The 14,700-nt window shown below is 63.6% G+C and carries 13 protein-coding genes; 7 read left to right on the top strand and 6 right to left on the bottom strand.

Annotated elements, in window-relative coordinates; all coding sequences use genetic code 11:
• Nucleotides 1-127 precede the first annotated feature (127 nt).
• Both tgt and queA read right to left on the bottom strand, forming a co-directional pair.
• Nucleotides 128-1,318: a tRNA guanosine(34) transglycosylase Tgt gene (gene tgt / locus B0G74_RS17030; RefSeq protein ID WP_132376018.1), complete on the bottom strand. Its 1,191-nt coding sequence runs from the start codon at nt 1,316-1,318 to the stop codon at nt 128-130.
• Nucleotides 1,319-1,425: 107 nt separating this feature from the next.
• The gene (queA, locus tag B0G74_RS17025) at nt 1,426-2,484 is read right to left on the bottom strand and encodes a tRNA preQ1(34) S-adenosylmethionine ribosyltransferase-isomerase QueA (RefSeq protein WP_132376017.1); all 1,059 of its coding nucleotides are present in this window, start codon (nt 2,482-2,484) and stop codon (nt 1,426-1,428) included.
• A gap of 148 nt (nt 2,485-2,632) precedes the next feature.
• On the opposite strand from queA, the gene recG reads away from it, so the two are divergent.
• The 7 genes from recG (at nt 2,633) to ubiA (ending at nt 10,541) form a co-directional block, all read left to right on the top strand.
• Complete coding sequence (gene recG, locus B0G74_RS17020; RefSeq protein ID WP_132376016.1) at nt 2,633-4,987, top strand: ATP-dependent DNA helicase RecG; 2,355 nt, start codon at nt 2,633-2,635, stop codon at nt 4,985-4,987.
• Between the two features lie 788 nt (nt 4,988-5,775).
• A complete protein-coding gene (locus B0G74_RS17010) occupies nt 5,776-6,735 on the top strand; it encodes a LysR substrate-binding domain-containing protein (RefSeq protein WP_132376015.1) in 960 nt (319 codons plus the stop codon).
• Between the two features lie 181 nt (nt 6,736-6,916).
• The gene (locus B0G74_RS45810) at nt 6,917-7,054 is read left to right on the top strand and encodes a hypothetical protein (protein WP_165923874.1); all 138 of its coding nucleotides are present in this window, start codon (nt 6,917-6,919) and stop codon (nt 7,052-7,054) included.
• Between the two features lie 76 nt (nt 7,055-7,130).
• Nucleotides 7,131-8,585: a catalase gene (locus B0G74_RS17005; RefSeq protein WP_132376014.1), complete on the top strand. Its 1,455-nt coding sequence runs from the start codon at nt 7,131-7,133 to the stop codon at nt 8,583-8,585.
• A gap of 85 nt (nt 8,586-8,670) precedes the next feature.
• The gene (locus B0G74_RS45805; protein ID WP_165923873.1) at nt 8,671-8,829 is read left to right on the top strand and encodes a hypothetical protein; all 159 of its coding nucleotides are present in this window, start codon (nt 8,671-8,673) and stop codon (nt 8,827-8,829) included.
• 152 nt (nt 8,830-8,981) lie between these two features.
• The gene (locus tag B0G74_RS17000; protein WP_132376013.1) at nt 8,982-9,479 is read left to right on the top strand and encodes a Dps family protein; all 498 of its coding nucleotides are present in this window, start codon (nt 8,982-8,984) and stop codon (nt 9,477-9,479) included.
• A 198-nt stretch (nt 9,480-9,677) separates the two neighbouring features.
• A complete protein-coding gene (gene ubiA, locus B0G74_RS16995) occupies nt 9,678-10,541 on the top strand; it encodes a 4-hydroxybenzoate octaprenyltransferase (protein WP_132376012.1) in 864 nt (287 codons plus the stop codon).
• 212 nt (nt 10,542-10,753) lie between these two features.
• Here ubiA and proC read toward each other — a convergent pair whose 3' ends face one another.
• The 4 genes from proC to glcE are packed head-to-tail and all read right to left on the bottom strand — an operon-like array spanning nt 10,754 to nt 14,686.
• Nucleotides 10,754-11,569, bottom strand: a complete 816-nt coding sequence (gene proC / locus B0G74_RS16990; protein WP_132376011.1) for a pyrroline-5-carboxylate reductase — start codon at nt 11,567-11,569, stop codon at nt 10,754-10,756.
• Between the two features lie 57 nt (nt 11,570-11,626).
• Nucleotides 11,627-12,325 carry a YggS family pyridoxal phosphate-dependent enzyme gene (locus tag B0G74_RS16985; RefSeq protein WP_132376010.1) on the bottom strand — a complete coding sequence of 233 codons (699 nt, stop codon included), beginning with the start codon at nt 12,323-12,325 and terminating at the stop codon, nt 11,627-11,629.
• 37 nt (nt 12,326-12,362) lie between these two features.
• The gene (gene glcF / locus B0G74_RS16980; protein ID WP_132376009.1) at nt 12,363-13,589 is read right to left on the bottom strand and encodes a glycolate oxidase subunit GlcF; all 1,227 of its coding nucleotides are present in this window, start codon (nt 13,587-13,589) and stop codon (nt 12,363-12,365) included.
• 8 nt (nt 13,590-13,597) lie between these two features.
• Nucleotides 13,598-14,686 carry a glycolate oxidase subunit GlcE gene (glcE, locus tag B0G74_RS16975; protein ID WP_132376008.1) on the bottom strand — a complete coding sequence of 363 codons (1,089 nt, stop codon included), beginning with the start codon at nt 14,684-14,686 and terminating at the stop codon, nt 13,598-13,600.
• Nucleotides 14,687-14,700 lie beyond the last annotated feature (14 nt).

Below are 14,700 nucleotides of genomic sequence, written 5' to 3'. Positions count from 1 at the left end.
CCTCGGCGCGGCGAATCAGCTTTGCGATCAACCGTTTAAAGCCTTTTTCGCTGTCCGCGAAAGTTGATTGTAAGGTTTTCCTTGCGAGGCGGACGGATTCTTCGGCTGAATCCGTTGCCCCGCGCCGTCATGGCGCCTCGGCGGTGCCGCGCGCGCGGTTCTCGTGAAAGCGTTTGCGGAAGGGCTCGAACATTTTCGCGTCGATGGCGTCGCGGATTTCCTGCAGCAGTTCGAGGTAGTAATGCAGGTTGTGAATCGTGTTCAACTGCGCGCCGAGGATTTCTCCTACACGATGCAGATGGTGCAGGTAGCCGCGAGTGAAATTTCGGCAGGTGTAGCAGCCGCATTGCTCGTCGAGCGGGCGCAGCGAATTCTTGTGCGCGGCATTGCGGATCTTGACGTCGCCGAAACGCGTGAAGAGCCAGCCGTTGCGCGCATTGCGGGTCGGCATCACGCAATCGAACATGTCGATGCCGGCGGCGACGCCCGCCACCAGATCTTCCGGCGTGCCGACGCCCATCAGGTAGTGCGGCTTGTTGGCGGGCAGCTTCGGGCCGATGTGGTTCAGCACGCGCATCATGTCTTCCTTCGGTTCGCCGACCGACAGGCCGCCGATCGCCAGGCCGTGGAAATCTTTCTCCGCGAGCCCCGCCAGCGACTCGTCGCGCAAGTCTTCGAACATGCCGCCCTGAACGATGCCGAACAGCGCGTTCGGATTGCCCAGCTTGCGGAATTCGTCGATGGAGCGCTGCGCCCAGCGCATCGACATACGCATCGAATCGGCCGCTTCCTTGTGCGAGGTCGGCACGTTATTGGTCGCGTACGGCGTGCATTCGTCGAACTGCATGACGATGTCGGAGTTCAGCACTTTCTGGATCTGCATGGACACTTCAGGCGACAGGAAGAGCTTGTCGCCGTTGATCGGCGACGCGAACGTGACGCCATCTTCGGTGATCTTGCGCAGTTCGCCCAGCGAAAAGACTTGAAAGCCGCCCGAATCGGTGAGAATCGGTTTCTTCCAGCCCATGAAGCCGTGCAGGCCGCCGTGCGCCTCGATCGTTTCCAGACCCGGGCGCAGCCACAGGTGGAAAGTGTTGCCGAGGATGATCTGCGCGTGCATTTCCTCCAGCTCGCGTGGCTGCACGGCCTTCACGGTGCCGTAGGTGCCGACCGGCATGAAGATCGGCGTTTCCACCGCGCCGTGATTCAGCGTGACTCGGCCGCGGCGGGCCAGCCCGTCGACGCCGAGTAGTTCGAAATTGAGGCCCTTGTCAGGGCGCTCGAAAGTCGCGTCGTGCGACTGATGACCGTCGGTCATGAAATAACTCCTGTGCTACCGGAGAACAGTCCGGCGCAATGTTGAAACGCCGCCGGAAGGGCTCGCGGCGGCTTGAGGAACTGCAAAAACTGAAGGCGTCTCTGACTTCAAGCGTCGCGCCGCGTGAGCAGCATCGCGTCGCCGTAACTGAAGAAGCGGTAACGCTGCTCGATTGCATGGCGATACGTCTCGCGAATCGTTTCGACGCCCGCGAACGCCGACACGAGCATCAGCAGCGTCGACTTCGGCAGATGGAAATTGGTGACGAGCCGGTCGACCACGCGGAATTTATAGCCCGGTGTGATGAAAATGTCGGTTTCCGTGCTGGCGGCGGCAAGCGGTCGGCCCGCGGTTTCGGCGTCGCGCGCGGCGGCTTCGAGTGCGCGCATCGAGGTCGTGCCCACCGCGATCACGCGGTTGCCGCGCGCGCGGGTCGCCGCGATCTTGTCGGCGAGCGATTGCGGCAGGTGATACCACTCGCTGTGCATCTTGTGTTCGGCGAGATTCTCGACCCGCACGGGCTGGAACGTGCCCGCGCCGACGTGCAGGGTCAGCGTCGCGCGTTCCACGCCTTTGGCGTCTAGGCGGGCCAGCAGCGCGTCGTCGAAATGCAGGCCGGCCGTGGGCGCGGCGACCGCGCCTGGATTCTGCGCGAACACCGTCTGATAGCGGGTTTCGTCGGTCGAGTCGGGATCGTGCTCGATGTACGGCGGCAGCGGCAGGCGGCCGAACTGCTCGATCAGTGTCAGACAGTCGCCGGGAAAATGCAGCGTGTAGAACGGCTCGACGCGCTCGCCGACCGTGACGTCGAAAGCATCGGCCAGGCGGATCGTGGTGCCCGGCTGCGGGCTCTTGCTTGCACGAATCTGCGCGAGCGCGGTGCGCTCGCCGGTGAGGCGCTCTACCAGCACTTCGATCTTGCCGCCACTGGCCTTCTGGCCGAGGAAGCGCGCCTTCAGGACTTTGGTATCGTTGAAGACCAGCAGGTCGCCGGCTGCGATGCAGTCGGGCAACTCGGCAAAGCGGCGGTCGATCAGGCGTGCCGGGCCGGTGGCGTCGGCTGGATGATCCACCTCGAGCAGACGGCTGGCGCTGCGCTCGGGCAGCGCGACTTGCGCGATCAGCTCGGGAGGCAGATCGAAATCGAAATCGGAAAGCGTCAACATGCGAACGACTGGAAGCGAAAAGAAACTGAATTGAGCCGAAGCCGGAGCCGGGCGGCTATGATTGCGGGACGCCAGAGTGGCCCGCGAGCCCGCGCGCTGTATGGCGCCGAACCCTTTGACAGCCGATATTGTACTTGCGAAGCAGCCCATGCCTTTGTCCGACCGCCGATTGCCCTCCGCTACCGATGAAGTGAGCGCCGAGCCCAAGCGCCGCGTCTCGCGCGGCAAGGCGGTGGCGGCGTCAAGCGAAGCAGGCGCGGGCGTGGCGCTGGACCGCGAAACTACGGTTCCTGACAGCGGCGCACCGGGTGACGAGCTCGCTGATACATCTGGCGACCAGCGCGCCGGCAAGCCTGCCGACATATTCGGCGACAAACCCGCCGGCAAGGCCACGCCCAAGGCCTCCGCGAAATCGTCCGCGAAGCCCGCGGCCAAGGCCGCCGAAAAAACCGCCGACAAGCTCGCCAAACTCGGCCTCACACGCGACATCGACCTCGTGCTGCATCTGCCCATGCGTTACGAGGACGAAACCTCGCTGACGCCGATCGGGCATCTGCTGCCGGGCGGCATTTCGCAAACCGAAGGCGTGGTGTTCGACAACGAGATTGCCTATCGTCCGCGCCGTCAGTTGCTGGTGAAACTGCGCGACGACGCCGGTGACGAACTCGTGCTGCGCTTTCTGAATTTCTACGGCTCGCAGGTCAAGCAGATGGCGATCGGCGCGCGGCTGCGGGTGCGTGGTGATGTGCGCGGCGGTTTCTTCGGCATGGAGATGGTGCATCCGGCCGTGCGCGTGGTCGACGAAGACACGCCGCTGCCGCAGGCGCTGACGCCGGTCTATCCGAGCACCGCGGGGGTGACGCAGGCATATTTGCGCAAATCGATCGACAACGCGCTATCGCGCACTTCGCTGCCGGAGTTGTTGCCCGAGGCGGTCGCGCGGACGTTTATGGAGCCGCTCGGCGTGCCGTCGCTGATGGACGCCGTGCGCACGCTGCATCATCCGGGCGCGCAGTCCGATGAGACCGCATTGATCGACGGCACGCATCCGGCCTGGGTGCGCATCAAGTTCGAGGAATTGCTTGCGCAGCAGATGTCGCTCAAGCGCGCGCACGACGAGCGCCGCACGCGCGCCGCGCCGGCCATGCCGCGCCGCAAGCTGGGCGACGAATCCGCGCTGGTGGCGCGCTTGCTGAAGGCGCTGCCGTTTTCGCTGACGGCGGCGCAGGAGCGCGTCGGCGGCGAGATCGCGCTCGATCTGACCCAGCCTCATCCGATGCAGCGGCTCCTGCAGGGCGACGTCGGCAGCGGCAAGACGATCGTCGCCGCGCTGGCCGCGGCACAAGCCATCGACGCCGGCTACCAGGCCGCGCTCATGGCGCCGACCGAAATCCTCGCCGAACAGCACGCGCGCAAATTGCGCGGCTGGCTGGAGCCGCTCGGCGTGAGCGTCGCGTGGCTGGCCGGCAGTCTGAAGACCAGGGAAAAGCGCGCCGCGATCGAAGCCGCCGCGCTCGGCACGGCGCAACTCGTGATCGGCACGCACGCGATTATCCAGGACGCGGTCGAGTTTGCGCGCCTCGGGCTCGTGATCGTGGACGAACAGCATCGCTTCGGCGTGGCGCAGCGGCTCGCGCTGCGGGCCAAGGCGCAGAACGCGGCCGATGGCGCAAGCGACTTCCAGCCGCATCAATTGATGATGTCCGCGACGCCGATTCCGCGCACGCTCGCAATGACCTATTACGCCGACCTCGACGTCTCGACCATTGACGAATTGCCACCGGGACGCACGCCGATCCTGACGAAGCTCGTGTCCGACGCGCGGCGCGAGGAGGTGATCGGGCGCGTGCGCGAGGCCGCGCTGACGGGGCGGCAGGTGTACTGGGTGTGTCCGCTGATCGAGGAAAGCGAGACCTTGCAGTTGCAGACCGCGGTCGAGACGTATGAGACGCTGGTGGCCGCGTTGCCCGAGTTGAATGTCGGTCTGGTGCATGGGCGTCTGGCGCCGGCTGAAAAGGCGGCCGTGATGGATGCGTTTACTCGCAATGAGGTGCAGTTGCTGGTGGCGACGACGGTGATCGAGGTGGGTGTCGATGTGCCGAATGCGTCATTGATGGTGATCGAGCATGCTGAGCGGTTTGGGCTTGCGCAGTTGCATCAGTTGCGGGGACGGGTGGGGCGTGGGAGCGCGGCTTCGGTTTGCGTGCTGCTTTACACCGGGCCTTTGTCGATGACCGCGCGGGCGCGGCTGCAGACTATGCGGGAAACGACTGATGGTTTTGAGATCGCGAGGCGGGATCTTGAGATTCGTGGACCGGGGGAGTTTTTGGGGGCGCGGCAGTCGGGGGCGGCGATGTTGAGGTTTGCTGATCTTCAGAATGATCAGTGGTTGATTGAGCCTGCGCGGGAGGCTGCGGCGGTTTTGCTGGAGAAGTTTCCTGAGATTGTGATGCAGCATTTGGCGCGGTGGTTGGGGGCGCGGGAGCAGTATTTGAAAGCGTGAAGGTGGGTGTTTTGCCTGCGCGGCGCTTTGGTGGTGGTTTTTGTGGTGTTGGCCTTTCCTTGAATTCACGGTGGTTTATTGGCGTTGCCCCTGTGCGGGGCGGCACCTACTTTCTTTGCCGCGGCAAAGAAAGTAGGCAAAGAAAGCCGCTTCAAACCGCCAACTCATAAGCGGGTGTCTCGCGCAGTCGCGGTAGTGGCGCATCTGGAATCTGTCGTCTCGCGCATTCCGCCCTGGTGACAAGGCAGTCATTCTTCCGGCGGCGCTGCGCGCGCCGTCGCGGTACTTCATCAACCAGCGGCTGCGCTTGCTCGAGCCGTCCACTCTCCACCGCGTATCGCGTCATATCGCCGCAGCACCCCGGACCCGTATGCTTTTGGCATTTCGCCGAGGCGAAGCCGACGGCCCCCTCCGCACTCAACCGAAGCCACAGTTTTCAAGCAGACCGCTCCGGCGGGCATAGTGCGAGGCGGGAAGTATGACTGCCTTGTCACTCACGCGGAATGCGCGAGAACACAGATTCCAGATGTGCCACTACCGCGACTGCGCGAGACACCCGCTTATGAGCTGGCGGTTTGAAGCCGCTTTCTTTGCCTACTTTCTTTGCGGCAAGCAAAGAAAGTAGGTGCCGCCCCGCACAGGGGCAACGCTAATAGACCACCGCGAATTCAAGGAAAGGCCAAAGCCCAAAGCCAGCGCCCCGCGCAAAAAAACCAAATGGTTGGCGAACCGACCCTATAGGTGTATAACTAGAACCTATCGAATTCACCGCACTGATTGGTCCCCTAATGACGCTCACCGAATTGAAATACATCGTCGCGGTCGCCCGCGAGCGGCACTTCGGCCGGGCCGCCGAAGCGTGTTTCGTCAGCCAGCCGACACTGTCGGTGGCGATCAAAAAGCTCGAAGACGAGCTCAACGTCCAGATCTTCGAGCGCGGCACCAGCGAAGTGAGTGTCACGCCGATCGGCGAACAGATCGTCACGCAAGCTCAACGCGTTCTCGAGCAGACGCTCGCCATCAAGGAAATCGCCAAACAAGGCAAAGACCCGCTGGTCGGGCCGCTGCGCCTGGGCGTCATCTATACGATCGGGCCGTACCTGCTGCCCACGCTCGTCAAACAGATGATCAAGCGCGTCCCGCAAATGCCCTTGATGCTGCAGGAGAATTACACGCTCAAGCTGATCGAACTGCTCAAGCAAGGCGAAATCGACGTCGCCATTATGGCGCTGCCGTTTCCGGAAACGGGCCTGATGCTGCGCCCGCTGTACGACGAGCCTTTTGTGGTCGCCTTGCCGTCCGGTCACGCTTGGGAAAACCGCCTGAAAATCGATGCCGACGATCTGAAGCAGGAAACCATGCTGCTGCTCGGCAGCGGTCACTGCTTCCGCGACCACGTGCTGGGCGTTTGCCCGGAACTGATGCGCTTTTCGCAAAACGCGGACGGTATCCAGAAGACCTTCGAAGGGTCGTCGCTGGAAACCATCCGTCACATGGTGGCGAGCGGTGTCGGCATTACCGTGCTGCCGCGCATGTCGGTTCATGAAGTCAAACCGCACGCCGGCGGCATCGATTCGGGGCTGCTCAGCTACGTCGCTTTCGACGAACCCGTGCCGGATCGCCGCGTCGTGCTGGCCTGGCGCAAGAGCTTCACGCGCATGCCCGCCATCGAGGCCATTTGCGACGCCATCAGCTCCTGCGATCTGGCGGGTGTCAAGAAGCTCGATTTGCCGGTCGCCGTCAACTAACCAGCGCACCGAGAAGCCGGCTCGCTGCGCACACGTCCAGCGACCGGCCTTGGCGCCCGCCCGAGGCGCCGATAGCCACAAGTCCTATCGAATAGATAAAATTAATCGAAAGCAGTATTTCGATAGTATTGTTATAGTTTCCTCCATGGATCGCCCGATCCCATAAGACCCGGAGGAAGCCATGACGCATTCCAAGCCGCAACAAATCCACGCCTTCATCGCTCAATCGGCCGTCGTGCCGCGCGGTTTTGTCGCGTCGATGCTCAGCGTGCGTACCGTCGCGTTGTCCCTGCTGGTCGATCGGGCCTTGTCCGCATAACGCATGAGCCTCTGGCATCTGTGTGCCGCGCCGCTCCCCACAATCAGTTTCGATAAAAGCCAACCAGGAGTCACGCATGACCGAACGTAAGCTCACCAGTGCCGCCGGCGCACCCGTCGCCGACAACCAGAATTCGATGACCGCCGGCTCACGCGGTCCGGTTGTTCTGCAAGACGTCTGGCTGCTCGAAAAACTCGCTCACTTCGATCGCGAAGTGATTCCGGAACGCCGTGTCCACGCAAAAGGTTCGGGCGCATTCGGCACGCTGAAGGTCACGCACGATATCTCGCGCTACACGAAGGCGAAGGTGTTCGCGCAAGTCGGCAAGGAAACGCCGCTCTTCATGCGCTTTTCGACGGTGGCCGGCGAGCGCGGCGCAGCCGACGCCGAACGCGACGTGCGTGGCTTCTCGATCAAGTTCTACACGGAAGAAGGCAATTGGGACGTGGTCGGCAACAACACACCGGTGTTCTTTATCCGCGATCCGCTGAAGTTTCCGGACTTCATCCACACGCAAAAGCGCGACCCGTACACCAACATGCGCAGCAATGTCGCGGCGTGGGATTTCTGGTCGCGTCATCCGGAGTCGCTGCATCAGGTGACGATTCTGATGAGCGACCGCGGCATTCCGCAGAATTACCGGCAGATGCACGGCTTCGGCTCGCACACGTATTCGTTCATCAACGCCGACAACGAGCGTTTCTGGGTGAAGTTCCATTTCAAGTCGATGCAAGGCATGGAGAACTTCACCGATGCCGAAGCGGCACAAGTGGTGGCGCAAGACCGCGAAAGCGCGCAACGCGATCTGGTCGGCAACATTGACGCGGGCAACTTCCCGAAGTGGCGTTTCGCGATTCAGGTGATGCCGGAAGCGCAAGCCGCGACGTATCGCTTCAATCCGTTCGACATCACGAAAGTGTGGTCGCAGAAGGACTATCCGTTGATCGACGTCGGCACGATCGAGCTGAATCGCAACGCACGGAACTATTTCGCGGACGTGGAGCAGGCGGCGTTCACGCCGGCCAACGTGGTGCCGGGTATCGGCTTCTCGCCGGATCGTCTGTTGCAGGGCCGTCTGTTCTCGTACGGCGACACGCAGCGCTATCGCCTCGGCATCAATCATCACCAGATTCCGGTGAATGCAGCGCGCGTGCCGAGCCCGCATTCGTTCCATCGCGACGGCGCGATGCGCACGGACGGCAACCTCGGCGGCAACGTGAATTACGAGCCGAACCGCTTCGGCGATTTCGCGCAGGACGCCAACGCGTCCGAGCCGCCGCTCGCGGCGGGCGCTGTGGATCGCTACGATCATCGCCTGGACGACGACTACTACACGCAGCCAGGTATGTTGTTTGCGCTCTTCGATGCAACTCAGCGCGAGCGCCTGTTCGGCAACATCGCACGCCATATCGACGGAGTGCCGCAGGAGATCGTTGCACGCCAGATCGAGCACTTCCGTCGCGCCGACCCGGCTTACGCGGAAGGCGTGATCGCGGCGATGGCCAACCTCGCGGAACGCAATAAGAAGTAAGCAGCAATCGCGCAGTAGAAGTCATGCAGCAAAGCGGGCGCATCTGCGTCCCGCTGGTACCGATACGAACCGAAGGAGCACGATCATGACGCAGATGATGATAGCCGCGCTGGGCGGCGCGTCAGCCGCAAACAGCGCGCAACGGCACGCATTGTTGGCGCGCAGGGCGGTGGGCTTTGCGATCTTCGCGAGCGGAGTCGCAGTGATCGTCGCGCAGGCGCTGCAACACGCGCTCGGCGGCTGATCCAAGCCGCCGCCGTGATGCGGCAAGTGGCCACGCGTCATACGAACGCAGCGGTTTTCAGGCTAAACTGTCGAGCGTTCGAGCTGTCGAGTTTGCTATCCGCAGACCGTCACTTTGCCGACCGGTTCGTATCACTCTTCAAAGGAGTCATCATGGCCAAAAAAGAAGCCGCAGCAGCCGTACAGCACGTCAATATCGGGATCAGCGACAAGGATCGCAAGAAGATTGCAGAAGGTCTGTCGCGCCTGCTCGCCGACACCTATACGCTGTACCTGAAGACCCACAACTTCCACTGGAACGTGACGGGTCCGATGTTCAATACGCTGCACCTCATGTTCGAAACGCAGTACAACGAGCTCGCGCTGGCGGTCGATTCGATCGCTGAACGGATTCGCGCGCTGGGCGTGCATGCACCGGGCAGCTACAAGGATTTCGCCAAGCTGTCGTCGATTCCGGAAGCGGACGGCGTGCCGGCCGCGGAAGAAATGATCCGCCAACTGGTGGAAGGTCAGGAAGCCGTCGTGCGTACCGCACGCGCGATTTTCCCGTCGACGGAAGCCGCCAACGACGAGCCGACCGCCGACCTGCTGACACAACGCATGCAAACGCACGAAAAGACCGCGTGGATGCTGCGCTCGATGCTGGCTTAAGCATTAGCGCGCAAGGCCTCTCGTTTCGACGTAGGCGTCTGCGTCTTCGGTAAAGTGCGACACCAACAAAGCCTCCCTGCACGGGAGGCTTTGTTTTTTGCAGCGCGGGCTCGGTCGGTCCTGCCCGCCCGGGAGCGACCCGTCGTCCGCTTCCCGTAAAATAGCCGCACCGTCTTCGCACTTTCACCGACTCCGCCCATGTTTGCCCGACTTCCCCTGTATTTGCGCCTCGTGCGCATGGACAAGCCGATCGGCAGCCTGCTGCTGCTGTGGCCGACGCTCAACGCGCTGTGGATCGCCTCCGACGGTCATCCGACGTGGCCGCTGCTGGTGATTTTCATCGTGGGCACGGTGCTGATGCGCTCGGCGGGCTGCGCGATCAACGATTACGCGGATCGCGACTTCGATCGCTACGTGAAGCGCACGGAGAATCGTCCGATCACGTCGGGCAAGATCAAGGCGTGGGAAGCGGTGGCGCTGGCGGCCGCGTTGTCGTTGCTGGCGTTTCTGCTGATCCTGCCGCTGAATACGCTGACCAAGGAACTCTCGGTGGCGGCGCTTTTCGTCGCCGGTTCGTATCCGTTCACCAAGCGGTTCTTCGCGATTCCGCAGGCGTATCTGGGGATCGCGTTCGGCTTCGGCATTCCGATGGCGTTCGCCGCGATACAGGACCACGTGCCGTTGCTCGCGTGGGTGATGCTGCTGGCCAATGTGTTCTGGTCCGTGGCGTACGACACCGAATACGCGATGGTCGACCGTGACGACGACATCAAGATCGGTATCCGCACGTCGGCGCTGACGTTCGGCCGCTTCGATGTGGCGGCGATCATGATCTGTTACGCGGCGACGCTAGGGATTTACGTCGGCATCGGCGTGCTGCTCGGCTTCGGCGTGCTGTACTGGCTGGGATGGGCGGCGGCCGCGGGCTGCGCGATCTATCACTACATGCTGATCCGCGACCGTGAACGGATGGCGTGCTTCGCCGCGTTCCGGCATAACAACTGGCTGGGCGGCGCGCTGTTCGTCGGCATCGCCGCGCATTACGCGGCGGGGTCGTTTTAGTTTTGTTGCGCGATTTTACGCTGGCCTTTGCGTTTTCTATCGGCGGGTGCCGCCGCGGATTGAATGGAAGTGCTACCGCGGTCAGTTCTGCCGCGCTGCTTACTTCGCGTCCGGCGCCGTAGACGCCGCGCCGGTTCGAATCGGCGCGCGGCGTGCCACAACGTGCTTCCCTTCCTGAAGTTTCCCGACTGCCTCGCACCGCGCGAGCGCGCTCACTGCTTGCCGAACTCGTCCCCCATTTCCTTGGCGCGCGCATCGGCGGCGAGCACGCCGCGCACGATCGCATCCTTGATGCCGCTCGCGTCGAACGACGCCAGCGCCGCCGCCGTCGTGCCGCCTTTGGACGTCACACGTTCGCGCAGCACGCTCGGCGGCTCGTCGGAATTCGCCGCCAGTTGCGCCGCGCCGGTGAAGGTCGCCACGGCCAGCGCGCGACCCTGCGCTTCATCCATGCCGAGCTGGCGGGCGGCTTCCTGCAACGCCTCGATGAAATAGAACACGTAGGCCGGTCCGCTGCCCGAGATCGCGGTGACGGCGTCGATCTTCGCTTCGTCGTCGAACCAGACCGTTTCGCCGACCGCCCCTAACACTTGCGACGCGAGCGCGCGGCCCGCTTCGTCGACGCTGCCGGTCGCCACCAGTCCCGTCACGCCCATGCCGATCAGCGCCGGCGTATTCGGCATGACGCGCACGATACGGTTGTGGCCATTCAGCCAGCGCGACATGTCGCTCATGCGGATACCCGCGACGATACTTACCGCCAGTTGCGATGCATTCAGATGCGGCGCCACCGCCTCGGCCACGCTCTTCAGAATCTGCGGCTTCACCGCCAGCACGACGGCGTCGTACGCGGCGAGCGCGGCATCCGCGGCGGCGCCGGTCTTGATGCCGAATTGCTGCTCGTTGCGCTTGCGCGCGTCTTCGTTGGGATCGATTGCGTAGAGGTCAGCGGGTGCGACGCCACGCTTGATGAGGCCGCCGAGCAACGCGGCAGCCATGTTGCCACCGCCGATAAAAGCAATTTTCATGATGTTCCGAAGGAAGTGCCGTGAAGAGCCCAAAGAGCCTGAAAAGGCCCGCAAGGGTCAGTTAGAGTAGTCTCGCGCGCCGAAGATCGCAGTGCCGACGCGCACGATCGTCGCGCCTTCCAGCACGGCGGCCTCGAGGTCGCTCGACATGCCCATGGACAGCGTGTCGAGTTCGAGTCCGTCGTTGCACAGACGCTCGAACAACTCACGCAAGTGCCGATGCGGCACACGTTGTTCGTCGATGCCGCCGGCCGGCTCGGGAATCGCCATCAGGCCGCGCAAATTCAGCTTCGGCAGGGCGGCGATCGCCTGCGCGACTTCCACCGCCTCGGGAACGCTCACGCCGCTCTTCGACGCCTCGCCGCTGATGTTGACCTGCAGGCACACGTTGAGCGGCGGCAAATTATCGGGACGCTGCTCCGAGAGCCGCTGCGCGATCTTCAACCGATCGACCGAATGCACCCAATCGAACTGCTCGGCGACCGGCCGCGTCTTGTTCGATTGCAACGGACCGATGAAGTGCCATTCGAGCGTAGCGCGCAGATCGGCGAGCGTCTCGATCTTGGTGAGGGCTTCCTGCACGTAGTTTTCACCGAACGCGCGCTGGCCGCCGTTGTAGGCGGCGCGTACGTCTTCGGCGGGGAAGGTCTTGGAGACCGCGAGCAGATGGACCGAACGCGTATCGCGTCCGGCCACATGCGCGGCCATGGCGATGCGCTGCTGCACCGCCTCGAGGTTGTGAATCAGATCGGGCATGTCGGAACCGGAAGTCCAGCGAGAGTCGATTACCCGATTATACGGACAGCATGTGCTCGATCAGTTCGATCCAGTGCGCGACCGGCGTCGACGTGCCGCTTTGCAGATGCGCAATGCAGCCGACGTTCGCCGACACGATCACCTGCGGCTCCTGCGCCTGCAGCCGCTCGAGCTTCTGATCGCGCAGCGCATACGAGAGCTTGGGCTGCGTCAGCGAGTAGGTGCCGGCCGAGCCGCAGCACAGATGATTGTCGGCGGGCAGGCGCACTTCGACACCCAGCGCGGTCAGCAAATGCTCGACCTTGCCGCGTATCTGCTGACCATGCTGCAACGTGCAAGGCGGATGAAACGCCACGGTGTGCACCGAGCGGCGGCGCGTGACCGAGATCAGCGCTTCTTCGAACTCCGGCAGGATCTCCGCGACGTCGCGCGTCAATTCCACCACGCGGCGCGCCTTCTCCGCATACGCCGGATCATGCCGCAACAGGTGCGCGTATTCCTTGACCGTCGCGCCGCAGCCGGACGCGTTCATGACGATCGCCTCCACGCCCTGTTCGACGTAGGGCCACCATGCGTCGATGTTGGCGCGCAAATCGTCGAGCGCTTCGTCGTTGTAGCCCAGATGCAGACGGATCGCGCCGCAGCAGCCCGCATCCGGCGCGATCAGCATTTCGACACCGAGCGCGTCGAACACGCGCGCGGTGGCGATGTTGACGTTCGGCATCATCGACGGTTGCACGCAACCCGCCAGCATCAGCATCTTGCGCGGATGTTTGGCGGTCGGCCATTCGAGCGGACGCTGCCGCGCCGGCACTTTGTCGCGCAGCTTCTTGGGCAGCAACGGGCGAAAATGCTGGCCGATCCGCATGGTCGGCGTGAACAGTGCGCTGTTCGGCACGAAGCTCGCGAGCATGCGGCGCACCAGCCGTTGACTGAACGGGCGCGTGACTTTTTCTTCGGTGATCTTGCGGCCGATTTCCACCAGTCGGCCATATTGCACGCCGGACGGGCAGGTCGTTTCGCAGTTTCGGCAGGTCAGGCACCGGTCGAGATGGACCTGGGTGCTGCGCGTGACCGGCGCGCCTTCGACCATTTGCTTGATCAGATAGATCCGTCCGCGTGGGCCGTCGAGTTCGTCGCCGAGTATCTGATACGTCGGACAGGTGGCCGTGCAGAAACCGCAGTGCACGCAATTGCGCAGGATGCCGTCGGCTTCGTCGCCGTCGGGCGTGTTGCGAATGAAGTCCGCGAGGTTGGTTTGCATCGCGTCGCTCAGAAGTCGGGGTAGAGACGGCCGCGATTGAAGATGCGGGCCGGGTCGAAAGCGGTTTTCAGGCCGCGATGGATTTTCATCAGCGGCGCGGGCAGCGGGGTGAACACGCCGGCGCCGCGGTCGTAGCCGTGGCCGGTGCGGAAGATCGTGGCGTGGCCGCCGGCCTGCTTGGCGCTGATGCGCACGGTCTGCGCGTCGGTGTCGGTGATCCACCAGCGCTGGCCGCCGCCCCATTCCATGAGTTGCGCGCCGGGCAGTTGCAGCGGCTCCGTGATCGAAGGCAGCGCGAGGCGCCACAGTGCGGCCCGCGGCGGAATGGCGGCGAAGAACGAGTCGGTCTGTTCGCGCAGGCCCGCCCAGAAGCGTTCGGCTTCGACCGCATCGACGACTTCGCCGCCGAGCGCCATCTTCGCCGACTTGACCGCGGCCTCGGCGCCGGCGAGGCGCACGGCCAGCGTGCCATGGCGCCAGGCACTCGCGGTAATCGGCAGCGGGCGGCCGCCCCATTCGTTGAGCTTACGGACCGCGTCGGTGCCGTTCATGTCGAATTTGAGCGTGGCTTCGGCCTGCGGCAACGGCAGTACCTTGATCGACAGTTCGAGAATCAATCCCAAGGTGCCGAGCGAGCCGGCCATCAGGCGCGAGACGTCATAGCCCGCGACGTTCTTCACCACCTGGCCGCCGAAATGCAGCTTCTGCCCCTGGCCGTTCATGATGACGGCGCCGAGCACGAAGTCGCGCGCCGCGCCGGCCGATGGGCGGCGCGGACCGGCGATGCCCGCCGCGATGCAGCCGCCGAAGGTGGCCTGCGGCCCGAAATGCGGCGGCTCGAAGGCGAGCATCTGATGATGGTCGGCGAGCGCGGCCTCGATCTCCAGCAGGGGCGTACCCGCGCGCGCGGTAATGACCAGCTCCGCGGGATCGTACGCGATGATGCCGCGATAAGCGCGCGTGTCGAGGATGTCACCTTCCAGCGTCTGACCGTACCAGTCTTTGGTGCCGCCGCCACGGATGCGCAACGCGCGCCCCTCGGCGCTGGCCGAACGCACACGTTCCGACCACACGGCGACGATGTCGTCCTCTTCCATGGTGTCCTGCTTCG

The sequence above is a fragment of the Paraburkholderia sp. BL9I2N2 genome (assembly GCF_004339745.1).
Classification (GTDB): Bacteria; Pseudomonadota; Gammaproteobacteria; order Burkholderiales; family Burkholderiaceae; genus Paraburkholderia.
The sequence above is the reverse complement of the archived record's forward strand: the minus strand, read 5'-3'. Positions and strand labels throughout refer to the sequence as shown.

Coding starts and splice junctions, on each gene's coding strand:
- tgt (WP_132376018.1), bottom strand. CDS start 1,318: ATGACCGACGGTCATCAGTCGCACGACGCGACTTTCGAGCGCCCTGAC.
- queA (WP_132376017.1), bottom strand. CDS start 2,484: ATGTTGACGCTTTCCGATTTCGATTTCGATCTGCCTCCCGAGCTGATC.
- recG (WP_132376016.1), top strand. CDS start 2,633: ATGCCTTTGTCCGACCGCCGATTGCCCTCCGCTACCGATGAAGTGAGC.
- B0G74_RS17010 (WP_132376015.1), top strand. CDS start 5,776: ATGACGCTCACCGAATTGAAATACATCGTCGCGGTCGCCCGCGAGCGG.
- B0G74_RS45810 (WP_165923874.1), top strand. CDS start 6,917: ATGACGCATTCCAAGCCGCAACAAATCCACGCCTTCATCGCTCAATCG.
- B0G74_RS17005 (WP_132376014.1), top strand. CDS start 7,131: ATGACCGAACGTAAGCTCACCAGTGCCGCCGGCGCACCCGTCGCCGAC.
- B0G74_RS45805 (WP_165923873.1), top strand. CDS start 8,671: ATGACGCAGATGATGATAGCCGCGCTGGGCGGCGCGTCAGCCGCAAAC.
- B0G74_RS17000 (WP_132376013.1), top strand. CDS start 8,982: ATGGCCAAAAAAGAAGCCGCAGCAGCCGTACAGCACGTCAATATCGGG.
- ubiA (WP_132376012.1), top strand. CDS start 9,678: ATGTTTGCCCGACTTCCCCTGTATTTGCGCCTCGTGCGCATGGACAAG.
- proC (WP_132376011.1), bottom strand. CDS start 11,569: ATGAAAATTGCTTTTATCGGCGGTGGCAACATGGCTGCCGCGTTGCTC.
- B0G74_RS16985 (WP_132376010.1), bottom strand. CDS start 12,325: ATGCCCGATCTGATTCACAACCTCGAGGCGGTGCAGCAGCGCATCGCC.
- glcF (WP_132376009.1), bottom strand. CDS start 13,589: ATGCAAACCAACCTCGCGGACTTCATTCGCAACACGCCCGACGGCGAC.
- glcE (WP_132376008.1), bottom strand. CDS start 14,686: ATGGAAGAGGACGACATCGTCGCCGTGTGGTCGGAACGTGTGCGTTCG.